We start from the raw sequence: 23,275 nt of genomic DNA, 5'->3' as shown, positions 1-23,275 counted from the left end.
ACTCCCGTCCGCCGCGGCGGATATGAGCCCGACGAGTTGATAAAATAAAAAAGTCAACCATTGCTGATTGACTTTCTGTTGTTGCGAAGGGGAGGATCGAACTCCCGTCCGCCGCGGCGGATATGAGGCCGACGAGTTGAGAAAATAAAAAAGTCAACCATTGCTGATTGACTTTCACTTAAATAAAGAAGTCAACCATTGCTGATTGACTTTCTCTTGTTGCGAAGGGGAGGATCGAACTCCCGACCTTCGGGTTATGAGCCCGACGAGCTACCGCTGCTCTACTTCGCGATGTGGAGCGCAAAGGTAGCCTTCATGAATTTATCTGCCAAACAAATTTTACTGTTTTACCTTTGCGCCTCGGATGAAATCGGGATTTGTTAACATTTTCGGAAAGCCTAACGCTGGTAAGAGTACATTAATGAACGCTTTGGTGGGCGAAAAGCTCGCAATTGTTTCACCAAAAGTGCAGACAACCAGGCATCGTATCCGTGCTTTTTTGAACGGACCGGGTTACCAGATCATTTTCTCAGATACACCTGGAATTATTGAGCCAGAGTACAAACTGCATGAAAGAATGATGCATGCAGTAAAAACGAGCCTGGAGGATGCCGACCTTGCCTTATTAATCGTAGATGCCAAACAGGCACCTGATTCTGCGGATGAAGTTTTTGCGGGTTTAAAATTAAAAGTCCCGGCGATAGTGGTGATCAATAAAGCCGAAATGGTAAAGAGGGAAGCATTGGAAAAGACAGTGCAGTTTTTTCTTGAAAGACCTTATTGTAACGAAGCAGTTACAGTTTCAGCATTAAAGCGAACCGGCCTGGATAAACTGATTGATACGATTTTGAAATATCTTCCTGAAGGAGAAGCTTTTTTTGCAGAAGATGATATCACGGATATGCCACAGCGTTTTTTTGTTGCTGAAATAATCCGCGAGAAAATCTATGATCTTTTCGATGAAGAGATTCCGTACCAGACGGCTGTGCAGGTAACGGAATTTAAAGAAAAGAGTACCCTGATTAAAATTACTGCAGAGATTATTGTTCAAAGAGAATCGCAAAAGGCGATTCTGCTGGGGCAGGGAGGTCAGTCGATTAAAGAACTGGGAACAACTGCGAGGAAAGAGATCGAAGCATTTCTTGATTCAAAAGTTTTTCTGGAACTTTTTGTCAAGGTAAGGCCTAAGTGGCGGGACAATGATTTACACCTGAAAGAATTCGGATACGTTTAGCGCTTGCGTTGAACGTTTAACGTAACACGTATAACGTATGAGTTTTACATTAGCGATAGTAGGAAGACCCAATGTTGGCAAGAGTACATTTTTCAACAGGTTGATTGAAGAAAGAAAAGCCATTGTACAGGATACGCCAGGGGTGACAAGGGATCGCCAATATGGTGAGAGTGAATGGGCTGGCAAGACATTTAACGTGATTGATACCGGTGGGTTTGTACCAGATAGCGAAGATGTATTCGAACGTGAAATTCGTAAGCAGGTGCTCATTGCAGTAGAAGAAGCAAGTGCTATTGTTTTTATGGTAGATGCTGCAACGGGTATCACAGCTTTTGACGACAGCATGGCTGAAATAATGCGACGTTCAACGAAACCCGTGTTCCTGGTGGTAAATAAAGTAGATAATCACCAACGTCAGCTGGAGGCCACTGAATTTTACAGCCTTGGATTTGAACATGTGTTTTTCCTGAGTGCTATTTCCGGAAGTGGTACTGGTGAGTTGCTGGATGCAGTTGCCGAACTTATTCCGGAAGCAGAGGAAAAGGAAGAAGAGAATCTTCCAAAGATTGCCATCATTGGTCAGCCCAATGTTGGTAAATCTTCTTTGCTTAACGCATTGGTAGGTTCGGAGCGTACCATCGTGAGCGATATCGCGGGCACTACACGTGATACTATTCACACACGATACCAGTTATTCCAGAAAGATTTTATTCTTATCGATACCGCTGGCATACGCCGGAAATCAAAAGTAGATGAGGACCTGGAGTTCTATTCTGTAATACGTGCAATTAAAGCTGTGGATGAAGCCGATATCTGCCTTATGCTGATCGACGCACAAAAAGGAATTACCCAGCAGGATCTGAACATATTCTCCCTTGCGTCAAAAAAAGGGAAAGGTATTGTACTACTGGTAAACAAATGGGATCTGGTGGAAAAGGAAACCAATACAGCGCGTGATTATGAACGTGAATTAAAAGAAAGAATCGCGCCGTTTTCTGATGTTCCGATTGTATTTATTTCAGCAACTGAAAAAACAAGAATTTTCAAAGTAATTGAAGTTGCGCTGGAAGTTTATGAGAACAGACAACGAAGAATTCCTACTTCGAAACTGAATGAAGTGATGCTGAAAGCAATCGAATCTTATCATCCACCGGTTGTTCGCGGAAATGCAGTAAAGATCAAATACATCACACAGATTCCGACGGTTGTTCCCAGTTTTGCATTCTTCAGTAATTATCCTGATGATATAAAAACACCCTACAGGAACTATCTTGAAAACCAGCTTCGCGCGAACTTCAATTTTAAAGGTGTGCCGATCCGGGTATTTTTTAGAAAGAAATAGGTACAAAATTCCGTCCCGTATTTTGCACGGGTTATACGATTCCCATATTTTTGTTCCCGAATAATCGCGGAGCCTGCCATAATAAGTATTCCTGTACCCTGAGAAAATTACCAGTATTTAGAAGACGGTTCCGCATCCTTGCAAACGATCTGCAGTATACGCCCGGAATTTTTCCGGATCAACCAAAACACAATTGCCATCCGTTTCAGCGTAAAGTATTCAATGCATTTGCATTCGTAAGATATTTATTGGGCACATGAGAAAACCAGGCCCCGCTTAATGTGGGGCTTTTTTTTTAGCATGAGGGAAGATGTGAGTAAGTAGTAAGCAGGAGTTATTAGTACATAGTATATAGTTCGCTTTCGTAAGAGCCCGATGCATCAATATTACGGCAAGGTTATGCCGATGTTCCGGTAGAAGCATTTCTTTATAGCGGAACTGACGTAAGATTTGAGCGGTGAGAAATGCAAATGAAAGCAGAAGTGCAGAACCTGGAAACCTCTGCATTTAATTCGGGACAGCTGATTCAGTGAGAACTGGTTGCGTTCTTGATTCATCGTTGTACGTTGTTCGTTGAACTGCTGCAATTTTGCCGAAACGAAGAATTAAGTAATAAGAATTTTTTCCGAAAGCGGAAGTAAATCCGGTGCAAGGAATTTCACGCTTTGACTTCTTCCGTGTAGGCGCTGACGGCAGATTTCCTTTCTAATTCAATATTGAATGAGGGTTCGCCCATCAAACAGCAGGTCCTAATGGGGGCTCGCTGTTTAATTCAAAAGATTCAGGTTTGATCGGATTTTATCGAGTTTGTATTCAACCGGCCCAAGAAAAAAGGCGTTAAATACATGCTTCAAGGCATCCGTTAAAAAGAAAAAAACGGTGGAGGTGATCTACACCTTCGATGACTTAAACTTCGCCGTCAACTTCTTCGCCTGCTTTTTGTAATCCGCCAGTTCCTCTTTTTTATGTTTGATAAAGCTGTTGTCTTCAAACTTACCGATTACCTTGTTCATCTCGGTTTCGTTTTCAAAGACCATTTTGCGGAAAGGATTGGTATAGTCTTTTTCACGTGAGAGAGTTATGCCTTCAAAAATCCATGTTTTGGTGGCTATGTTTTCCTGGATGAGGTCGTTGATCAATTCCGGTGTAAAATCTTTCTTCTTAAAACCAGAAATTTCCATCAGGCAGGAGAGGGCATGCTTTAGTTTTTGATCCTGGTACGCTTTGCCCTGGTCAATGTAAAATTTGTGAATTGCGGACCACGAAGCTGTTTTGCCAGCGTGAATATCGCTCCTTAACTTTTCAAAATTATCTTTTGGTATTAATTGTCCGCCGATATTCATCCATGCATTTCGTTTTGCAGAAAACGGAAGTTCTGCAATCACCGCTTCCGGATCATCATTTGTGCTGGATGCAATCTTCTGTAGTATCGCTTCAATACCATAATGACGTACAATCCTCTTAAAAACCTGGTAAGCTTTTCTGACCTTTATAATTTTTACTTTACGATCACTGTTCTCAAAACCATTCACAAGAATTTCAAGTCCATCAACGGCTGCATCATCAGCTTCTAATAAAGCTTTCCCGATAGCATGATATTCTGTTTCTGTTTTTGTTTTCTCGTTCTTATTTAGCGACCATGCTTTGCCTGCAGCGACACAAAAAATATCCAGCGCCTGGAATATTTCATTTACGCTATCAGGAGCGAGATAATTCAATTCAAGAAGTTGAATTTTTTCAGTACGTGCATCACGTGCATTGTATTTCCATTCATTTCTCGTCAAAGCATACAGGTTATACATGAACCAATACGCCGGCATGATCACCAGTTCATTTTTGCTCTCATCATTACTTACGAGAGAAAACGGGATCTGAATATTCAGTTCCGATGGATAATCCCCTTTTGCAAGAATAGTGAATGTTGCAAAACGGGAATTGTGTTTGAGACTAACGCAGAGGCCCGGCCAGAAGCCACGTCCCGCCTGGATTTCACCGTCAGGGCTTCTCGAATTGTGATTGGAGCCGATGGTGGCTCCTGCGGCCATGTTCGTCTGCCCCATAATGAGTGCAGCGCACAAAAATGAATTATTATGGTGCTGTTCATGAAAAGGATAAATCAATGTGTTCAACACCTCGCAACAGGAGATGGTGGAATTGTTTCCGAGATAAGCATTGATCAAACGAGCTCCATATTTCAACTGCGAATGAGAAGCCATAAAAAAGCGCACAGCCTTCACGCCATAAAATATACGACATCCGTATCCCACGATTCCATTCACCAATTCACAACCTTCCCCCACCTGCGATTTGGCATCAGGAGAACTGTTGATGGTTACGTTTTTTATTTTGTTGGCGCCTTTGATATACGCATCAGAACCGATCCATACATCTTTTACAATCCTGCAATTTTTGATTACGGTGCGATCACCAATTTTTCCGTAATACCCACGTTGCCGATCGAATATTTTTTCGGTAAAAGTTTTGAACTTGTCCATCATCACTTCATCATCCCTGAATTTGGCCCAGAGATAAGCATCGCCGGGTAACATACCATTAAAAGGAAGAATTCCACGACCTGCATTTTCATTACAAACTTCTAACCAGATGCGAATGTTTTCAGGCTCTCCGTCTTTTATTATACCATTCCCGAACTTAGATGCGCTTGTGGTTGCCAGTTCATTCACATTGACAATGATCACTTCATTGCCAATGATGTAGTGTGATAAAAAGTTTACATTGTCGATTACCACATTATCGCCAATATCTGTACTGATAATCGTGCTGTTGTACAAACCCACCGGCATGCGCAGGTTATGAAACTCCAGGTAATAAGATTCAAGCTTACCGATCCTGACCAGTCCGAAAAAATTACAATTCTTTACAAGTGTCGGATTGAACGCATCGGAAACCAGGATTTTATTCCAGTCGTCGGAAGTATTGTTGTTGCGAACAAGTGATTCAAGTTCTGCTGCATTCAGGTGACGATAATGGATACCGCTCCGGTTTTGCGTATTGCGAAGATGGTACTCATCTTTTCCCGGCGGTAAAAATTCCGGAGCAATAAACTGGTAACCGAGAGATTGCAGAGGTCTTTTGTGGATAAGGTTCATCTGCCTGCATTTTGGTTTAGGCTCAGCTGCAAAAAACTGTTTTCAAATCTAAAACTTTCATTGAGACATCCCTTATTCCACTGTAACACTTTTTGCCAGGTTACGTGGTTTGTCAACATCCAATCCTTTGCTTACTCCGATATAATAGGCAAGCAATTGCATGGGGATCACATTCAGCATGGGTGCGACAATTTCATCAGCTTCAGGAACGACCATTATATCATCAGACAACTGGGAAATGATTTCATCGCCTTCGGTGATTACTGCCAGCACTTTTCCTTTGCGGGCTTTTATCTCCTGGATATTGCTGACAATTTTTTCGTGATAAGCATCTTTTGTCGCTACAAAAACCACTGGCAGCGTTTCATCAACAAGCGCAATAGGGCCGTGTTTCATTTCAGCTGCAGGATATCCTTCAGCGTGTATATAAGATATCTCTTTTGTTTTTAAAGCGCCTTCCAGCGCAACAGGGAAATTGTATCCGCGACCCAGGTAAAGGAAATCATTGGCGTTGCTGTATTTCGCTGCAATGGCCTGGATTTTATCTTTCTGCTGCAAAACCACTTCCACCTTTTCAGGAATTGCATGCAGTTCATGTAAAAGGTTATTATATCTCGCAGCATCGATAGTGCCTTTTTCTTTTGCCAGTTTTAAAGCAATCATTGTTAATACCGCCAGTTGAGCAGTAAATGCTTTTGTACTGGCAACACCGATTTCCGGCCCTGCATGTGTGTATGCACCTGAATGTGATGCTCGCGCAATGGATGAACCTACCACATTGAGTACACCGAAAATAAATGCGCCCTGCTCTTTTGCTTTTTCTATAGCTACCAGGGTATCTGCAGTTTCACCACTTTGTGAAATAGCGACGATAACATCACCGGGATGGATAACCGGGTTCCTGTACCTGAACTCTGAAGCATATTCCACTTCAACAGGAATACGACAGAGCTCTTCGAAAATATATTCAGCAACCAATCCCGCATGCCAGCTGGTTCCGCAGGCAACCATGATGATCCGGTTGGCATTCTTCAACTGCTCAATGTTCTGTTGAACGCCCGCCATTTTGACCTGACCGTTGGAAAGATCAAGACGACCGCGAAGACAATCATAAATTGTATGCGGCTGTTCGAATATTTCTTTCAGCATGAAGTGTTCGTAACCACCTTTCTCGATTGCTGCCAGTTCGATATCCAGCTTCTGTACAAAAGGGGTGAGTTTCTCATTTCCAAGATTCTTCAACACCAGCTCATCCGGCTTGATGATGGCCAGTTCATAGTCATTCACATACACCACTTCCTTGGTATACTCAATTATTGGGGAAGCATCAGAAGCAAGAAAATGCTCGTCTTTACCGATGCCAATAACTAATGGACTTCCTTTGCGGGCTGCAATTAATGTATCCGGGGACTCCTGGTCCACAATGATGATCACATAAGCTCCCACAACGCGTTTTAATGCAATGCGAACAGCTTCTTCAAGGGAACATTGGTTATTTTCCCGGATATCATCGATGAAATTCAAAAGCACTTCTGTATCAGTATCACTTTTGAATTCATACCCTTTCTTCAGCAATTCCTGCTTCAGTTGCGCATAGTTTTCGATGATACCGTTATGGATCATCGCCAGTTTACCACTTGCAGAAAGATGTGGATGAGCATTTCTGTCATTGGGTTCACCATGCGTGGCCCAGCGTGTATGACCAATGCCAATATGGGCGTGCAGGTCTTTGCCTACCAGGCTTTCTTCGAGTTCTGCAACCTTGCCTTTTTTCTTATAAATCTTTAGTTCTTTGTCGAGAAGTGCAACTCCAGAGCTGTCATACCCCCTGTATTCAAGTCGTTTTAATCCTTTGAGAATGACCGGATAAGCTTCTTTGGGTCCAACGTAAGCAACAATTCCACACATATAGTAATGTTATAATATAATTTTTGATGCAGCAAATTATTCAATAAAACTGGCATAGGGCAATTCAGATCGTTAAAGCCATGACATGCAGTGTTGTAACGGAAAGAATTTATAATAAATTGCCTTTGAGGAACATATATGCGCACGAAAAATAGATAATCAAACCGGTGACGTCCACGAGTGTAGCTACAAATGGCGCAGAAGATACGGCGGGATCGGCCCCCAGCTTTTTGAGCACGATCGGCAACATGGAGCCTGTAAGCGTCCCTAAAAGTACCACACCAATAAGTGACAGGCCAACAGCAAGGCCAATCAGGAAATAATGCTCCCCATATACATTCGGGAAAAACTGCGACCAGATTACTACGCGTGCGAAACCAATAACACCGAGCACAGAACCAAGTAGCACCCCTGAAATAATTTCCCTTCTCATCACCCGCCACCAGTCACTCAGTTCAACCTCACGTACAGCCATAGCCTGGATGATTAATGTCGATGCCTGTGAGCCGCTGTTTCCCCCACTTGCGATGATCAGTGGAATGAAAAGTGCAAGTACAACCGCTTTTTCAATTTCATTTTCATAATACCCCATAGCCGTGGCCGTTAGCATTTCGCCGAGAAAGAGTACCACCAGCCAGACTATCCTTTTTTTAAACAAACGAAGCAAGGGGATTTCCAGGTAGGGCTCATCAAGAGCTTCTGTACCCCCAATCTTTTGCATATCCTCACTGAATTCCTCCGAGGCTACCCAGAGCATGTCATCAATCGTAACGATACCCACGAGTATTTTCTGATCATCCACTACGGGAAGCGCCACCCGATTATTCATTTTAAATACCTGGCTCGCAGCCTCCTGGTCGTCATTTACATGCAAAGCTATATAACGGCCATCTGCAAGTTCCCGCACCGTTTTTTCCGGCGGTGCAAAAAGGAATTCACGGATCCTCACGTCATCGACCAGTTGGCCATGTTCATTGATCACATAAATAACATCGATCGTTTCACTATCGCGGCCATAACGCCGGATATGCTCCAGTACTTTTTTTACGGTCCAGTCTTCACTTACAGCGATATAATCCGGTGTCATCAGGCGTCCGACACTATCTTCCGGATATCCCAGCAGGGAAAGTGTGATCTTTCTTTCCTCCGGGTTAAGCATTTTAATGAGCTCACGAACGACTTCTGTATTTAGCTCCTCCAGAAAGTCGGTACGGTCATCGGCAGGAAGTTCATTCAGTAATTCCGCAGTTTTTAAAGCGGGGAGATGATGAATGATCTCTTTTTGCATGGAGACATCCAGTATCTTGAAAGTACTCGCGGCACGATGAACGGATAGTGAAGCAATAATGGACGGAGCCTGTTCTTCGTTGTCGTTGATCAATTCTGCAACTTCACTGATATTGCGACTGTTCAGAAACTCCTGGATTTTCAGTTTGTCATCTTCCCTGATCACTTCTTCAAATTGTTCCTGTAGGGTGAGTTCCGTCGATTCAATACTCATTACGCAGAATTTGCGCTAATTTAATTTTGTTTTCTTTAAAACATGGCACTATGCTTCAGCCTTATCTCATCATTGCGCCAACAAAAAAAATGGGCCGGGGTGTTTTTACCACCGAGCCCATTGATAAGGGTACTGTTATTGAGATTTCTCCAGTAATCGTGTTGCCGGAAAAAGATCGTTCCGTCATCGATCAGACCTTGTTACATGACTATATATTTGAATGGGATCCCGGAACAAAATCGTCAGCGATGGCTTTAGGATATATTCCCATTTACAATCATTCCTACACGGCAAATTGCGAATATGAAATGGATTTTGATGAACAGACGATAACTATCACGACTATGCGGGATATCAAAAAAGGGGAAGAACTTTTTATCAACTATAATGGGGATTGGAATGATGGAAAGAAGGTGTGGTTTGACGTTCAACGTTGAACGTTAGTCAGTCAGTCTCCCTCCCGCATTCACCCATGCTGAAATTTTGTCTTTATCCGCCTGTGAAAGCGGACCTGTCGGAGGCATGGTACCTTCATCGACTGCGCGCCTTTTTATGTTGGCTGCATTGGCAACGATATTACAATCGATGGTAAAATTGGGTGTAGGCTGTTGTCCGCCGGGTGCATGACATGTTACACAAATCGTTCCGATTACAGATTTAGCTGCTGTGAACAAAGGGCCTGCAGTCCCGCCGCTCTGTGTTACAGAAACAGATGCCGTTTTGGAACAGTTGCCTGAGTTTTTTACAGTTACCGTATAATTCCCTGCTGCCACATTATCAAAAACGTTGGATGCCTGGAAGGTTGTACCGTTGATACTGTATTGCAGGCCGCTGCTGCCGCTGGCCGTAACCGTTATCTTACCGTCAGATTTACACGCGGAAGCATTTTGTGCTGCTGTCTCCACCGTGATGTTTACACCATCGCAGGGGTTTGAGGGTGTCGAAGGACTATCACTTTTACTACAGGAAACGATCAGTAAAAGCAAGGCTATGCCAGGGGATACATATGATCCCCGAAAACCGGTTCTTTTCATCCTGAATGATTTTTTATTTTTTTGAACGATGGAGAGGCGGGACGTACTTCAGTCCCAGGAAAATTCCATAAGATTTTAAATTTACATAGCCGTATCCAAGCTGGCGTACAGATAATTTCACAAATGGTTCGGCCTGAATTGTAAGACCATCAATAATCTGTTGTTCAAATCCTGCAGAAAAATTCACAACAGAAAACCAATAGCTGCTGCCTTCCTCATTTATCCAGTTCTTGTACCTCGGATTATTATAATATTTGTACCAGTAATGCAGATCTTCCTGCTTCATGAAATAAGAAGACATACCTGTGCTCACAAATGCCCGTTGCTTCGGCCTCCAGTACCAGTTGTATCTTACATTAATCGGGATATCCCACATCAGACATTCAGCTTGAACTTTAGTGATCTTTACCCAGGGATCATAAGGATTGTAGCCAGGGATCTTTTTGTATTCGCCACCCGTAGCCGTGTAATATTTATTTGAATAAAGAACCCCTGTTTGAATTGACCAGCGTTTATTGAAATTATAGCCCACCGTCATTCCAAAAATATTACCGACGCTTTTGGGTGATGCTGCTCCTACTTTACTGATGTCCGGTGACCATACAGCACCAATCTCAAGCATTCTGCTCGTTTTCGAGTCGGCATCCTTGAGCTTCAATTTCTTCGACTGTTTAACTGATTCTGCCGTGGTTTTATTCGTTTTCGCCACTGAGCCAATACCAACTCCGTTAAACGACTTCATTTTTGAAGCTGGTATCTTTTCCTTGTTTTCAAGATTATACTTACCATGAAGGGCAACGGGTTCTTCCAGCACAGCTATCATAGGTACAATTCCGGAACCTGTGTATTCATCAGGCAGGATGTTGCCAGCGGTAACATCATTACTTTTCTTTGTATCCGGATTCGTGGATTTCTCTTTACCGCCGGCTGAATTTGTATTATTGGTTGCAGCAATAACATTATTGTCATTGTTTTCAGTGAGGGAATTGTCGCCGGATTTTTGTTTTCGGTCTTTCGTTACCGTTACATTGTCGACTGGTTGAACTTCGGAGGGTACAGCAGAGGCCGGGTTATTTGTTGCTGATCCATTGTCATCAGTTGTTCCTCTATTCTCAGCGATACGTTTGTTTGTTGTAAAGGGTTGTGTCTGCGAAGTGGCTTCTGCAGATAATTTATTTTCAGCACCGTTCAGTTTGTTTTTTGTGTCATTGGTAATGGCCAGTCCGGCTTGATTTATGCTGAAAGTATTTTGTTTACCAGGTCGGGATAACAGTAACGGTAAACCGATAAACAGGATCAACAACAGTGCGAGATCAGGAATGATATGGAAATTAAATCCTGAACCGGACGGCATCTCTGCATCCAGTCGGCTTTTGATCTTCTCCCAGGCTGCATCACCTGCCAGAGTCAGATTCTGGCCGGCAGCTTCTCTGCTCAGGCGATCCAGTTCTTCATCTGAAAGGTTATGCATATGCTTTGTATCGGGTTAGTTTCAGGATTAATTTTTTCATCTTTTCTCTGGCTTTGGAAAGGTTGGATTTTGAGGTGCCCACAGATATGCCTAACTGCTCTGCAATATCTTCATGTGAATAACCATCTATTACAAAAAGATTAAACACATTCCGGTAGGCAGGAGATAACTGACTTATGGAATCGATAATTTCTTTATATGATATCTGGTCTATTGCCGTGGCCTGGTTTTCTGACGGAACATCATATTCCTCCGGCAGCGTATGGGTCATGGCATTGTGTTTATTTTTCCGGAACTGATCAATGCAGGTATTGATGATGATGCGTTTGAACCATCCTTTCAGCGAGGTTAAGGTATCCGTATACCTGTTGCTCTCAAACTTGTGAATGCTTTTAAAGAGCTTTACAAAACTTTCATTCATCATTTCTTCAGCTTCCTGATGGTTAGCCGAATACCTGAAACAAATAGACATAGCATAGTCAGCAAGCAGAGTGTATAGTGCTTTCTGACTGCCACGGTCGTTCCGGACACAACCCTTCAGAATAACCAGTATTTTCTTCTGTTCAGGCAATGAAGGTTTTTTGGCGGATTAAAGGTACAATGCTTTTTTGCCCAGTATATGTGCCAGTACGAAACATTATCTTTCCCGGTTGCCAGTAAACGGATGCTCAGGAAAATTTTTTCAATATGGATTTTACGGAATCGTAATAATGCCCGCCAAAAAGGACCATGTGAACAAGGAGTGGGTAGAGTTGAAAGATCGGGATGCGTTCTTCCCAGCCTGGAGTTAATGGAAATTCTTCGTCATAAGCCTGGTAGAACCGGGTATGGAACCCTCCGAATAAACGTGTCATCGCAAGATCCATTTCCCGGTGTCCAAAATAAACGGAAGGGTCAAAAACAGCAGCCTGACCGGTTTCATGAACCATGAAATTGCCGCTCCAGAGATCTCCATGCAGCAGGGCGGGCGTTTCTTCGGGAATTATGTTTTCGAGTCTTGAGCAGAATTTCTCCGCAAAAGGGATCAGCCCTGAATAATGATCGTTTTGAGAAGCCGCGGAGTAAACCAGAAATAATACCCGGGATTCAGCATAAAACTGATTCCAGGAATGTTGAAAATTGTTTTTCTGCGGAAGCATACCGATATAATTATGTTCGCTCCAGCCGAATTGAGGATTCGCGTTTTTATGAAGTATAGCGAGATTGCGACCAAAATTCTCCCAAAAATTTCCGCGTACGATTCCCTTTGGCAGGAACTCCATCAATAAAAACTGATTTCCATCTATATTACCATGAAACAATGGTTTTGGAATGATGAGCTCACTCTTTCCTGAAAGACTTTCCAGCCCATCAGCCTCTGCTGCGAAAAAATCAGTATTCCGTGCATCGCTATTCAGCTTTAAAAAAAAATCACCTGTATTTGTTTTTACCTGGTATGTTTCATTGATATCGCCACCGTGAATCTGCGTCAGGTTTAATAACGTTGTTGCTTTACCTGTTAAGTCGGCGATTTTATCTTGCAGAAAATTGCTAATGTTATTCGAAAGCATCAGCGCGGCAGAAAATTATTCACGAGTTGCGACCATTCTTCAGATGTACTAACCGAAGGTCTTACTTTGCCTGCATGCCGGTACCAGTAATCCGCATTCCAGGTATCGCCTTCTACTCTGTGCAGGTAAGCATGGATCCATGCACCAGCTGCGCTGTTTTCATGTTCCACAAGATCATGCGCTTTTTGCCAGTCGCCTTTTTTTTCCCACCAGAGAGCAGCAAGTATTACACTTAAACCCTCAGGCGGCGCAGTATTTTTTAAAGATGATGTAAAAATTTCTTCATTCATAGATTTTTATTGAAAGTAAAGCCGGGCTTGTCTTCGGCACCATGGTCTATACACGTAACATGCGAAAAAGAAGACGCTTACTTAGCAGCAAAAACAAGGCCATTTGGTTTTGAGTTTACAGTCAATAGTTCAAAGTTGATAGGAGGCAGCGGGCAGCAGGCCGGTGGGGTCAGTACTTAGATGAATTGATACTTTTAATGTAGACATTTAATAGTTCAGAGTTTTCCGGAGGCATAATCTCATCAAAACCGACACACAAAAAAACCATCGGCTGCGCCGACCTTCAACTTAAAGCTTTATACTTTATACTTTCCACTCCTTCTTACTCCCCACTACCTGCTACTTACTCAATTCATCCCCCGCTATTCGTCCTTCGCCTTGTCCCTCAGCTTTTAACCAGTTTTTTCAGCTCCTGGCTGATGTATTTTTCTGACATCCATTTTCCCGATAGCATTACACCTTTGATATCCTGTGTTGCTTTAATATTTTTAAGCGGATTTGAGTTCAAAAGGATGAGATCAGCGGCAGATCCGACTTTTATTGTACCAATATCATTTCTGTTGAGATAACGGCCAACATTAACCGTACCTGTTACGAGGGCCTGGTAAGGAGTTAAACCAGCATCCACATAGTATTCGAGTTCCTGGTGTGCGGAAAATCCGGGAACATCAAAAACCTGCGGGGCATCAGACCCCAGTAAAATACCTACTCCGTTTTTATACATCTCGCGAAGCAGCTTCTGACGTATTGCAATTTGTTTTGCTGAAATTTCCGCACTGTATTTTGGATTCTGCAGCATATTCTTTTTCGCGTTCACCCAATTCTCTCTTGTCTTCTGCGACATATACATCATTTCCGGAGAATTATTCAATTGATCTGCACTTACCGTTGAGGACCACCGACGTGGAAGACATTCTGTTGGTACCACCCAGATATTTTTCGATTTAAGTCCTGAAATGAGTTTTGGAATTCCGCTTTCATCAACGCGATCTGCTACGTACAATCCAAAGAAACCAACACTTGCTTCTGGTATAGTATCTATGCCCGGAACAAGACTTTCGATAAACCAATCCATATGGTCAATTGTCGCATAGCCGGCATCGATAGCGCGCCAAACACCAACTTTATATGATACGTGGCCCGCGAAGGGAATATTGACTTCTTTTGCCGTTTTCACCAGCGCTGCAAAAGTTTCAGGCGTAAGTCCCGGATGGAGTTTGAGAAAATCATATCCTGCCTGTTTTTCGGCACGTACCATTGCGCTTGCTTCTTCCGGTGTTTTCACAGAGCCTCCGCTGAGTGAGGGACCTGATGTAATAAATCTTGGTCCGGTTATTTCGCCGGAGTTTATTTTTTCTCTGTAAACGAGATGTGTGGGGTGACCCAGCATTCCGCGGATCGTGGTGATACCTTTCAATGCGAACAGCATTCCGGTTTCCTGTATCGCAGGCATGTTGTCTTCCGGTGGTACATGCGCATGCATTTCTGCTAATCCGGGCATGAGGTATTTTCCCGAACCGTCCACTACAAACGCATTATTGGTCCCCGACAAAGAACCAGTCTTTCCGATGGCTGCAATTTTTCCATCACGCACGAGTACATCCTGTGCTGCAATCACTGTTTCTTTATCCATCGGGATCAGGTTCACATTTTTTATCAGTATGGTTTTCCCTTTTGAATCTACGAGTGATTCCTGTGCCTGAATATGGCAGCTTAAAAATATCAAGGTGATGATCAGCAGGCGGTACATAGTGATGAATTTGTGTTTCAGAAAGTTACTGATTAAAAATATCATGCTGGTTTCAATGCCATTGATCGGCCTGTTTTTATGATTCAACAACTGAACTTGGGTTCTTCAACACAACCTGTATCCGACAAAAACGAACAACATTCAACGATCAACGAAAAACGCACAACTAAAAATGTTTTAATGCCTCTCTTCTGCTGAGTGCAGGTAGTTGTGTTTGCTCAACAAACATTTTCACCCATTCCGGGTTGGTTCGGGCATATTGTCGAAGTACCCAGCCAATGGCTTTCTGGACAAAAAATTCATCTGATTTCCTCAGTTGCAGAATGTATTTTTTCAACAGTGTAGTGTCGGTTTCTTTTTTGTACAACAGCTGAAAAATCAGACTGCTTCTTTGCAGCCAGATGTCTCCTGATTTGTTCCATACAGAGGTAACCGGAATTACCTGTTCAGGATATCTTTTGAAATACGGACCCGTAAGCTGGGACGCGATGGCATCAACAGAATCCCACCAGCTTTTGCCAAGGATCATTTTTTCGAAATGGACAATCATTTCTTCCGGCCATTCTTTTTTATAACAGGCTGCGAGCTCGATCGCGAAATACTGCATTTCGCGCATCGGGTGTTCCCACGCCTGCCTAAGGATATTGGGTATTTCTTCTGCACCTGGTAATTCTTTTTTGAATAAAGATTTGGTGATTTCTCTTCGCAGATCGGTTTTCAACCCAAAAAAATCAAATTGATTGCGCAGATAAGCCTTTGCAGCGGCTGCATTTGCCGGATTTGTTTTTTTACTGAATGCATTCTCTGCTGATAAAAGATATGGATGCATAACGGGTGGAGCCAGTCTCTAAAATAGCTGATAAATCAACACTATCGGCGGTTGCTTATCTTTGCGGGGCTTCCATAAATCAAATCAGAACCCCATGGCGTTAAAAGATCAGTTTCAGAGCCCGGACTATTATAATCTTGACGATTTATTCACTGACGAACAAAAACTCATCCGGGAAACCGTACGTAATTATGTAAAGAAAGATATTTCACCCATCATCGAAGATTATGCTCAGCGTGCAGCGTTTCCCGAGCAGATCATAAAGCAGATGGGAGAACTGGGTGTGTTTGGACCGACGATTCCAGTGGAATATGGTGGAGGCGGTTTGGACTATGTCAGCTATGGATTGATGATGCAGGAACTTGAGCGGGGAGACAGTGGTGTTCGTTCCACGGCTTCTGTCCAGGGGTCTTTAGTGATGTATCCGATATATGCATATGGAAGTGAGGAACAAAAGAAAAAATATCTGCCAAAGCTTGGAAGCGGTGAATGGCTGGGTTGTTTTGGATTAACTGAGCCTGATCATGGCAGTAACCCGGCGGGAATGCTTACCAATATAAAGGACAAGGGTGACCATTATGAGTTGAATGGAAGTAAGATGTGGATCAGCAATGCTCCATATGCGCAGGTGGCTGTTGTTTGGGCCAAAGACGAAGCAGGAGATATTCGCGGGTTGATTGTAGAACGGGGGATGGAGGGATTTACCACTCCTGCGACCCATGGCAAATGGAGTCTTCGTGCATCTGCAACCGGAGAGCTGGTTTTTGACCGCGTGAAGGTTCCGAAAGAAAATATATTTCCTACTGTGAAGGGATTGAAAGGGCCGTTGGGATGCTTAACAAAGGCGCGTTATGGTATTGCCTGGGGAACCATTGGCGCTGCAATGGATTGTTATGATACTGCATTGAGATATTCGAAAGAGCGTGTACAGTTTGATCGGCCGATCGGAGGGTTTCAGTTGCAGCAGAAGAAGCTGGCCGAAATGATCACCGAAATAACGAAGGCACAATTATTAAACTGGCGTGTCGGTGTTTTAATGGACCAGGGAAAAGCAACACCACAGCAGGTAAGTATGGCAAAAAGAAACGGTTGTGAAGTTGCTCAGAATGCGGCAAGAGATGCGAGACAGATGTTGGGAGGTATGGGTATCACTGGTGAATATTCGGTTATGCGTCATATGATGAATATCGAAAGTGTGATCACTTATGAAGGTACTCATGATGTGCACCTGCTGATTACTGGTATGGACGTCACCGGTTTTAACGCTTTTAAATAAGCGGGGATGCAGATTTTCCTGATCGGTTTTATGGGTTCCGGGAAAAGCTACTGGGCCGGTAAGCTTTCAAAGGAAATGGGAATTCCCTGGCTTGACCTTGATCGTGAGATTGAAAGAAAACAGGGGCGTACCATAAGGGAAATTTTTTCAGCGCAAGGCGAAGAGTATTTCAGGCAACTGGAAGCCGACATGCTGAGATCGGTTAGTCGTGACCGGCATGAAGGCACAACCAGGTTCAGTTCAATTGTTGCAACAGGTGGAGGGGCGCCATGTTTTCATGATAATATGGAATGGATGAATCAGCACGGAATTACAGTTTGGCTTAACCCTTCCATCGACGAGCTTGAAGCAAGACTGAGACCGGAAAGAGCTCACCGGCCATTACTCCAAAGCCTAAGTGACAACGGATTAAAAGACTTTATAAAGTCAAAGATTGATGAAAGGCAAGAATTTTATAGCATGGCAAAACTTGAATTAAAAAATACGAATATTGCGGTACCCGCGTTTATTAACCTGATTTTACATGCACAGAAACCTGATTAAAACCGCAACTGTTTTCGCAGCATTGAGTGTGCTGCTCGGCGCATTCGGAGCTCATGAATTAAAAAAATTACTACCGGAAGGTCAAAGTCTTACAAGCTACCAGACTGGTGTGACTTACCAGTTTTATCATAGTCTTGCTCTCCTTGCACTTGGTATTTTGTACAAACGCTATCCGAATAAAAAGATGGAATGGGCGGGATACTTTTTCGTTTCAGGTATGATTCTATTTTCCGGTTCATTGTATCTACTTACATTTCTTGAATCAACAAAAAAAGTAGGGCTGGGTGGATTTGGCTTTCTGACGCCCATTGGCGGTATATTGCTTGTAGCCGGTTGGATCTCCTTTTTCCTCGGCATTCCGAAAGTGAAGAATATGGAAAAAGAATAATGCCTGTCAATTTTATAGCCCACTAAAGAAATCCTAATTTTGGCCATTCGTACTGCGCGTCTTAGCCAGTTCCTTGAAAATAACTAGGTTTGTTGCATATGGCCAATCGCTTAAAATCCGATAAGAAAAAACCCGATCCAGGAAAACTGACCAATGAAGAACTGGAAAAGGTAGAGTGGAGATCTTTCATTCAGGACGAAAGGACAAGGAAGATTGTCGGTGCGTTTCTCCTTCTGTTCAGCTTTTTTTTATTTGTAGCCTTTACATCATACCTGTTTACCTGGGCAAAAGACCAGGATAAAGTGACGAGTTCCGGCATCAGTATACTTCTTCCCAACAAAATTGAAATTGCAAATCTCCTTGGCGCCTTCGGTGCATATATTTCGCATGTGTTCATGTACGAAGGCTTTGGTGTTGCATCATATTTTTTCTGCACGTTTTTCTTTGTAACGGGAGCCAATCTTTTATTCAATAAAAAGATTTTTTCCATTCCCCGGAATCTGAAATACCTGATCACGGGTTTGTTAATTGTGAGCGTGAGCGCAGCATTTTTTATGAGCTCATTTTCATTTAACTGGGGCGGTGAGATAGGAAAAATGATCAGCAAATGGCTGACCGGATTTATTGGCAGTGTAGGTACAGCTGCATTGATTTTCGTTGCATTGCTTTCTTATATCATATGGAGGTTTAATCCGGTGTTCAATGTACCGGATAAAAAGAAATTTACAGGTTGGATGGCAACGAAGAAAACGGCAACTCCTGCTGTTCCTGCTGCGGTACCTGAAGAAGAAGATCTATTGAAAACACCAGTTTCCGCCACCAATAAGAAAAATAAACTGAAGGTTGTACCTAAAGCAGAAGAGCCTGTAGAATGGCCAGAAGAAGAAGAGGAGCCAGCGGAAGCCGAATCAGGTCCCATGTTGCTTGTTGAAAAAGAAAGTGAGCGGGAACCGATCATCGGTCTTCCAAAAAAGAAACTCAAACCGGAACCGGTTTTGCCAGCTGAGCATACACCATTTGTTCCAAAAGAAGAACCGGGAATTCTTGCATTGGAAATAAAACCCACACATGAAGAAGAAGAGGATGAAGATGATGAAATAGCTCTTCCTGCAAGACCTGTGAAGATGGAGCCTTACGATCCTGTGCTTGATCTGCGTGATTATAAATATCCACCGATTGATCTGCTTGAACAGTATTCCGGTGAAAAAATAGTAATGGATCCCGGAGAGCTGGAAGCCAACAAAAATCAGATCATCAATACGCTGAAGAATTACGATATCGCCATTCAAAAAATCCTGGCGACAGTAGGCCCCACCGTTACCCTCTACGAAATTGTTCCGGCTGCAGGTGTTCGTATTTCACGTATCAAAAACCTGGAAGATGATATCGCGCTAAGTCTTTCTGCATTAGGTATCAGGATTATCGCGCCTATTCCGGGTAAAGGTACCATTGGTATTGAAGTTCCGAATGTGAAGAAGAATATTGTAAGCATGAAAACACTGCTCGCTTCGGAAAAATTTCAGCATAATAATTTCTCATTGCCGGTTGCATTGGGCAAACGTATCGACAACGAAAACTTCATTGTTGATCTTGCAACAATGCCGCACTTGCTGATGGCCGGTGCTACCGGGCAGGGTAAATCAGTTGGTGTAAATGCAATTCTTGTTTCGCTGCTTTATAAGAAACATCCTTCACAACTCAAGTTTGTATTGGTGGATCCGAAAAAAGTAGAGTTGAGTTTATACCGTACGATCGAAAGACATTTTCTTGCCAAGCTTCCAGGCGAAGAGGAAGCGATCATCACGGACACAAAAAAGGTGGTGCATACGCTCAACGCCCTGTGTATTGAAATGGACAATCGATATGATCTGCTGAAAGAAGCGGGTTGTCGTAATATCAGGGAGTATAATGAAAAGTTTGCAGCAAGAAAACTGAATCCTGAAAAGGGGCATCAGTTTTTGCCATTTATAGTACTCGTGATTGACGAGTTCGCTGATCTGATCATGACGGCGGGTAAGGAGGTGGAAATGCCCATTGCCCGTCTTGCACAGCTCGCGCGTGCGGTAGGTATTCACCTGATCATTGCAACACAGCGTCCTTCAGTAAATATCATCACCGGTACGATCAAAGCCAATTTCCCTGCACGTATCGCGTTTAAAGTGTCATCGAAGATTGACAGTCGAACGATACTTGACACCGGTGGTGCAGAACAATTGATCGGAAGGGGAGATATGTTGATTTCTTATAATGGTGAAATCACCAGGTTGCAGTGCGTTTTCGTTGATACTCCGGAAGTAGAAAAGGTGGCTGATTATATCGCTGAACAACGTGGATATCCGCAGGCGTTTATGTTACCGGAATATGTTGATGAGAAAGAAATGGAGGGTAAGGATTTTGATATCCAGAACAGAGATCCGCTGTTTGAAGATGCAGCGCGTTTAATTGTGCAGAGCCAGATGGGATCAACTTCATTATTGCAGCGCAGGATGAAGTTGGGATATAACCGTGCCGGAAGGTTGATGGATCAGTTGGAAGCGGCAGGTATTGTAGGGCCAAGCCAGGGAAGTAAAGTAAGAGATGTACTGTATAAATCCGAAATGGAGCTGGATCAGTATCTTCAAACGATGGCTTAAAATTTTATGTTAAGATTGGGTACCTGATTAATCTTTTGGTTTGATTTTCGTCTATAGTATGTCATATGAAATTTGCTATTTATCATAAATAAAACTCGTAATGAAAAAAATCCCAATCTTATCCTTTATCCTGTTACTGATCAGTAGTTTATCTTTCGCGCAGACTCCAAAAGGCATGGGCAAGAGTGATCCCGAAGCGAAAAAAATCCTTGATGAGGTGAGCACTAAATTCAAAAGTTATAAAACAGTTAAAGCCAATTTCGCCTTAAAAATCGAGAACGCAGCTGGTAAAACCCAGGGGTCAAAATCCGGTGTGTTGCAGATGAAGGGAATGAAATACAAAGTAGATATCACCGGTCAGGAGATTTTCTGTGATTCAAAAAATGTATGGACGCTGGACAAAAGTGCAAACGAAGTACAGGTTTCCAAACTTGACGAAAGTGCAGGAAATATCACACCTCAGAAATTGTTCTCTAATTTTTACGACAACGATTTTCTCTATGTCACCAATGATGATGTAAAACGAGGCAACAAAGTGTACCAGGTGGTTGAGCTTACTCCTATTGATAAAACAAAACCATTTTTCAAAGTACTGGTGGAAGTAGATAAGGCAACCAAGACGATTATGTCAACCAGGGTATTCGAAAAAAATGGAAACAGGTACATCTATACCATTAATTCTTTGAGTACAAATGCTCCGATCGCTGACGAAACTTTTGTTTTTGATGCGAAAAAATTTCCGGGCGTGGAAGTGATTGATTTACGTTAAACGTGAAACGTAAGCCTAAGCGGCAAGTGATATCCTGACAAAAGGAGATATTTTTTCAAGGACAGATCATGAATGCAGAAATTCATGGTCTGTTTTTTTTAGTAATTTCTCTTTAAGGTTTGAAGCACTAAAATTCCGCAAACGACTGCCTTTAACGTTCAACGTCCCACGTTGAACGTTAAAACTCTCCCCACCGAAAAGTCTCCTGCTGAAATCCGCACAAATCAATAACGCGATCAACAACCGTCTGTGCGATTTCTTCCGGCGTCTGAGGTTTGCTGTAGAAAGAAGGTGTTGCGGGGCATATAATTCCACCGGCAATTGTCACTGCTTCCATATTTTTAATATGAACGAGACTGTAAGGGGTTTCGCGGATGACGCAGATCAGTCTTCTTCTTTCTTTTAGAATGACATCTGCCGCCCTGGTGACGAGATCGTTGGAGATGCCGCCTGCGATCCGGGCAAGGGTGCCCATCGAGCAGGGAATAACAATCATCGTATCAAACTGACCTGATCCGGAAGCAAAAGGGGCGTTAAAATCAGTTTTGGCAAACTGTTTCCATGGATATTGCGAAAAATCAGCTTCAGGCAATTCCTGTTTCCAGATTTCACGGGCATTGTCAGAAACTACCAGGTTTAGCTCATTCCATTGATTCTGAATCAACTGGAGCTTGTCGAGAAGTAATTTCGGATAAATTGCCCCGCTCGCACCGGTAACTGCGACTACAATTTTGCGCATCAAATTCGTTATAATTTTGTGTTGAAATCAATGTAAATAAACAAAATACTATGCAAAAACTTTCCCATGTGATATTGGTAATTGTGGTGGTGGTGCTGAACAGTTCATTCAACAACCCATCCGCAGAAAAAGTGAAACTGGATTGGATCAGTCTTCAACAGGCGCAAACAAAATTAAAAACCAGTAAGAAACCGATTTTGATCGATTTGTATACCGATTGGTGTGGCTGGTGTAAAGTGATGGATAAAAAAACATATTCCAACGCACAGGTTGCAAAATATATCAACGAAAATTTTTATGCGGTAAAACTCGATGCGGAAACGAAAGAAACTTTGCTTTGGAACGGAAAAAGTTTCAATTATAATTCACAGGTCCGCGTCAACGACTTCGCACTTGCATTGACGCAAGGTCAGCTTTCATTTCCAACAACGGTCATTCTTCCCCCGGATGGAAGTACACCACAAGCAATTCCCGGTTATCTTGAAGTAAAAGATATGGAGATGCTGGTGAAATATTTTGGTGACGGACATTATGGAAAAACTCCATTTATGGACTATCAGAAAAAATTTGTGTCAGTTTGGAAATAGAAATACAATAAAACGTTAACAGCCCCCGTTATAGATTCGGTTTTTCATAGGATATTGGATTTAAAACGGGGCTGGATTTCTATCCTGGCCTCTTTTTTTTTAGGCAGAAGACAGGAGGCAGGAGGCAGCAGTGAACAGTCGGCCAGGTCAAGGTGATTCGCTGATCTTTTCGCCAGAAGGAATGACCACAAAAAAAGTTTCGACTGCCACATTTTCTTTCTCTCGTAATTTTCGTTTTCACAAAGCAATTGCAAATAAAAAAGCGTTTGGGGATGTCTGTTAGCACCCACAAACGCTTACGTTCAACGTATCCACTTTTAA

20 protein-coding genes and 1 tRNA gene are annotated in these 23,275 nt (G+C 42.8%); 9 read left to right on the top strand and 12 right to left on the bottom strand.

Annotated features, from left to right (window positions below; genetic code table 11):
- Positions 1 to 219: 219 nt before the first annotated feature.
- Positions 220 to 291, bottom strand: a tRNA-Met gene (locus tag P2W82_RS09340).
- 73 nt (positions 292 to 364) lie between these two features.
- Between P2W82_RS09340 and era the strand changes: the two genes are divergently transcribed.
- Together era and der are read left to right on the top strand one after the other, a co-directional pair.
- Positions 365 to 1,234: a GTPase Era gene (gene era / locus P2W82_RS09335; protein ID WP_336515608.1), complete on the top strand. Its 870-nt coding sequence runs from the start codon at positions 365 to 367 to the stop codon at positions 1,232 to 1,234.
- Positions 1,235 to 1,271: 37 nt separating this feature from the next.
- Positions 1,272 to 2,576 carry a ribosome biogenesis GTPase Der gene (gene der, locus P2W82_RS09330; protein ID WP_336515607.1) on the top strand — a complete coding sequence of 435 codons (1,305 nt, stop codon included), beginning with the start codon at positions 1,272 to 1,274 and terminating at the stop codon, positions 2,574 to 2,576.
- 890 nt (positions 2,577 to 3,466) lie between these two features.
- On the opposite strand, the gene P2W82_RS09325 is transcribed toward der, so the two are convergent.
- From P2W82_RS09325 to mgtE, 3 genes are all read right to left on the bottom strand, one after another.
- Entirely contained in the window at positions 3,467 to 5,686 is a 2,220-nt protein-coding gene (locus P2W82_RS09325) for a DUF4954 family protein (protein ID WP_336515606.1), read from the bottom strand.
- 72 nt (positions 5,687 to 5,758) lie between these two features.
- Entirely contained in the window at positions 5,759 to 7,594 is a 1,836-nt protein-coding gene (gene glmS, locus P2W82_RS09320) for a glutamine--fructose-6-phosphate transaminase (isomerizing) (RefSeq protein ID WP_336515605.1), read from the bottom strand.
- 109 nt (positions 7,595 to 7,703) lie between these two features.
- Positions 7,704 to 9,095 (bottom strand): magnesium transporter, encoded by a 1,392-nt coding sequence (gene mgtE / locus P2W82_RS09315; RefSeq protein ID WP_336515604.1) that lies wholly within the window; start codon positions 9,093 to 9,095, stop codon positions 7,704 to 7,706.
- 50 nt (positions 9,096 to 9,145) lie between these two features.
- Between mgtE and P2W82_RS09310 the strand changes: the two genes are divergently transcribed.
- Positions 9,146 to 9,532 carry an SET domain-containing protein gene (locus P2W82_RS09310; RefSeq protein WP_336515603.1) on the top strand — a complete coding sequence of 129 codons (387 nt, stop codon included), beginning with the start codon at positions 9,146 to 9,148 and terminating at the stop codon, positions 9,530 to 9,532.
- A gap of 3 nt (positions 9,533 to 9,535) precedes the next feature.
- Here P2W82_RS09310 and P2W82_RS09305 read toward each other — a convergent pair whose 3' ends face one another.
- The 7 genes from P2W82_RS09305 to P2W82_RS09275 form a co-directional block, all read right to left on the bottom strand.
- On the bottom strand, positions 9,536 to 10,129 hold the full coding sequence (locus tag P2W82_RS09305) for a c-type cytochrome (RefSeq protein WP_336515602.1): 594 nt from the start codon (positions 10,127 to 10,129) through the stop codon (positions 9,536 to 9,538).
- A gap of 13 nt (positions 10,130 to 10,142) precedes the next feature.
- Positions 10,143 to 11,600 (bottom strand): porin family protein, encoded by a 1,458-nt coding sequence (locus P2W82_RS09300; protein ID WP_336515601.1) that lies wholly within the window; start codon positions 11,598 to 11,600, stop codon positions 10,143 to 10,145.
- On the bottom strand, positions 11,593 to 12,171 hold the full coding sequence (locus P2W82_RS09295; protein WP_336515600.1) for an RNA polymerase sigma factor: 579 nt from the start codon (positions 12,169 to 12,171) through the stop codon (positions 11,593 to 11,595). Before P2W82_RS09295 ends, P2W82_RS09300 begins: the two co-directional genes overlap by 8 nt.
- 97 nt (positions 12,172 to 12,268) lie before the next feature.
- A complete protein-coding gene (locus tag P2W82_RS09290; RefSeq protein ID WP_336515599.1) occupies positions 12,269 to 13,150 on the bottom strand; it encodes a fructosamine kinase family protein in 882 nt (293 codons plus the stop codon).
- Positions 13,150 to 13,440, bottom strand: coding sequence for a hypothetical protein (locus tag P2W82_RS09285; protein ID WP_336515598.1), 291 nt, complete (start codon positions 13,438 to 13,440; stop codon positions 13,150 to 13,152). Before P2W82_RS09285 ends, P2W82_RS09290 begins: the two co-directional genes overlap by 1 nt.
- Before the next feature lie 385 nt (positions 13,441 to 13,825).
- Entirely contained in the window at positions 13,826 to 15,190 is a 1,365-nt protein-coding gene (locus P2W82_RS09280) for an amidohydrolase family protein (protein ID WP_336515597.1), read from the bottom strand.
- Positions 15,191 to 15,356: 166 nt separating this feature from the next.
- Positions 15,357 to 16,019, bottom strand: coding sequence for a DNA alkylation repair protein (locus P2W82_RS09275; protein ID WP_336515596.1), 663 nt, complete (start codon positions 16,017 to 16,019; stop codon positions 15,357 to 15,359).
- A 94-nt stretch (positions 16,020 to 16,113) separates the two neighbouring features.
- Here P2W82_RS09275 and P2W82_RS09270 point away from each other — a divergent pair, with 94 nt between their 5' ends.
- The 5 genes from P2W82_RS09270 to lolA1 all read left to right on the top strand — a co-directional run bounded on the left by P2W82_RS09270 (position 16,114) and on the right by lolA1 (position 21,628).
- Positions 16,114 to 17,295 carry an acyl-CoA dehydrogenase family protein gene (locus P2W82_RS09270; protein WP_336515595.1) on the top strand — a complete coding sequence of 394 codons (1,182 nt, stop codon included), beginning with the start codon at positions 16,114 to 16,116 and terminating at the stop codon, positions 17,293 to 17,295.
- Between the two features lie 6 nt (positions 17,296 to 17,301).
- Positions 17,302 to 17,838, top strand: a complete 537-nt coding sequence (locus P2W82_RS09265) for a shikimate kinase (protein ID WP_336515594.1) — start codon at positions 17,302 to 17,304, stop codon at positions 17,836 to 17,838.
- Positions 17,819 to 18,226, top strand: a complete 408-nt coding sequence (locus P2W82_RS09260) for a DUF423 domain-containing protein (RefSeq protein WP_336515593.1) — start codon at positions 17,819 to 17,821, stop codon at positions 18,224 to 18,226. The genes P2W82_RS09265 and P2W82_RS09260 overlap by 20 nt, the downstream gene beginning before the upstream one ends.
- Positions 18,227 to 18,324: 98 nt before the next feature.
- Positions 18,325 to 20,859 (top strand): FtsK/SpoIIIE family DNA translocase, encoded by a 2,535-nt coding sequence (locus P2W82_RS09255; protein WP_336515592.1) that lies wholly within the window; start codon positions 18,325 to 18,327, stop codon positions 20,857 to 20,859.
- Positions 20,860 to 20,959: 100 nt separating this feature from the next.
- On the top strand, positions 20,960 to 21,628 hold the full coding sequence (lolA1, locus tag P2W82_RS09250; protein ID WP_336515591.1) for an outer membrane lipoprotein periplasmic chaperone LolA1: 669 nt from the start codon (positions 20,960 to 20,962) through the stop codon (positions 21,626 to 21,628).
- 178 nt (positions 21,629 to 21,806) lie between these two features.
- Here lolA1 and P2W82_RS09245 read toward each other — a convergent pair whose 3' ends face one another.
- Complete coding sequence (locus P2W82_RS09245; protein WP_336515590.1) at positions 21,807 to 22,367, bottom strand: UbiX family flavin prenyltransferase; 561 nt, start codon at positions 22,365 to 22,367, stop codon at positions 21,807 to 21,809.
- Between the two features lie 50 nt (positions 22,368 to 22,417).
- Here P2W82_RS09245 and P2W82_RS09240 point away from each other — a divergent pair, with 50 nt between their 5' ends.
- Complete coding sequence (locus P2W82_RS09240) at positions 22,418 to 22,954, top strand: thioredoxin family protein (RefSeq protein WP_336515589.1); 537 nt, start codon at positions 22,418 to 22,420, stop codon at positions 22,952 to 22,954.
- Positions 22,955 to 23,275: the final 321 nt, after the last annotated feature.

Origin of the sequence: Pollutibacter soli (genome assembly GCA_029269725.1) — a bacterium.
GTDB classification, from domain to species: domain Bacteria; phylum Bacteroidota; class Bacteroidia; order Chitinophagales; family Chitinophagaceae; genus Pollutibacter; species Pollutibacter soli.
The sequence above is the reverse complement of the archived record's forward strand: the minus strand, read 5'-3'. Positions and strand labels throughout refer to the sequence as shown.

What these genes read in the sequence shown, in the direction of transcription:
- era (WP_336515608.1), top strand. Translation starts at nt 365, where the DNA reads ATGAAATCGGGATTTGTTAACATTTTCGGAAAGCCTAACGCTGGTAAG.
- der (WP_336515607.1), top strand. Translation starts at nt 1,272, where the DNA reads ATGAGTTTTACATTAGCGATAGTAGGAAGACCCAATGTTGGCAAGAGT.
- P2W82_RS09325 (WP_336515606.1), bottom strand. Translation starts at nt 5,686, where the DNA reads ATGAACCTTATCCACAAAAGACCTCTGCAATCTCTCGGTTACCAGTTT.
- glmS (WP_336515605.1), bottom strand. Translation starts at nt 7,594, where the DNA reads ATGTGTGGAATTGTTGCTTACGTTGGACCCAAAGAAGCTTATCCGGTC.
- mgtE (WP_336515604.1), bottom strand. Translation starts at nt 9,095, where the DNA reads ATGAGTATTGAATCGACGGAACTCACCCTACAGGAACAATTTGAAGAA.
- P2W82_RS09310 (WP_336515603.1), top strand. Translation starts at nt 9,146, where the DNA reads ATGCTTCAGCCTTATCTCATCATTGCGCCAACAAAAAAAATGGGCCGG.
- P2W82_RS09305 (WP_336515602.1), bottom strand. Translation starts at nt 10,129, where the DNA reads ATGAAAAGAACCGGTTTTCGGGGATCATATGTATCCCCTGGCATAGCC.
- P2W82_RS09300 (WP_336515601.1), bottom strand. Translation starts at nt 11,600, where the DNA reads ATGCATAACCTTTCAGATGAAGAACTGGATCGCCTGAGCAGAGAAGCT.
- P2W82_RS09290 (WP_336515599.1), bottom strand. Translation starts at nt 13,150, where the DNA reads ATGCTTTCGAATAACATTAGCAATTTTCTGCAAGATAAAATCGCCGAC.
- P2W82_RS09285 (WP_336515598.1), bottom strand. Translation starts at nt 13,440, where the DNA reads ATGAATGAAGAAATTTTTACATCATCTTTAAAAAATACTGCGCCGCCT.
- P2W82_RS09280 (WP_336515597.1), bottom strand. Translation starts at nt 15,190, where the DNA reads ATGTACCGCCTGCTGATCATCACCTTGATATTTTTAAGCTGCCATATT.
- P2W82_RS09275 (WP_336515596.1), bottom strand. Translation starts at nt 16,019, where the DNA reads ATGCATCCATATCTTTTATCAGCAGAGAATGCATTCAGTAAAAAAACA.
- P2W82_RS09270 (WP_336515595.1), top strand. Translation starts at nt 16,114, where the DNA reads ATGGCGTTAAAAGATCAGTTTCAGAGCCCGGACTATTATAATCTTGAC.
- P2W82_RS09265 (WP_336515594.1), top strand. Translation starts at nt 17,302, where the DNA reads ATGCAGATTTTCCTGATCGGTTTTATGGGTTCCGGGAAAAGCTACTGG.
- P2W82_RS09260 (WP_336515593.1), top strand. Translation starts at nt 17,819, where the DNA reads ATGCACAGAAACCTGATTAAAACCGCAACTGTTTTCGCAGCATTGAGT.
- P2W82_RS09255 (WP_336515592.1), top strand. Translation starts at nt 18,325, where the DNA reads ATGGCCAATCGCTTAAAATCCGATAAGAAAAAACCCGATCCAGGAAAA.
- lolA1 (WP_336515591.1), top strand. Translation starts at nt 20,960, where the DNA reads ATGAAAAAAATCCCAATCTTATCCTTTATCCTGTTACTGATCAGTAGT.
- P2W82_RS09245 (WP_336515590.1), bottom strand. Translation starts at nt 22,367, where the DNA reads ATGCGCAAAATTGTAGTCGCAGTTACCGGTGCGAGCGGGGCAATTTAT.
- P2W82_RS09240 (WP_336515589.1), top strand. Translation starts at nt 22,418, where the DNA reads ATGCAAAAACTTTCCCATGTGATATTGGTAATTGTGGTGGTGGTGCTG.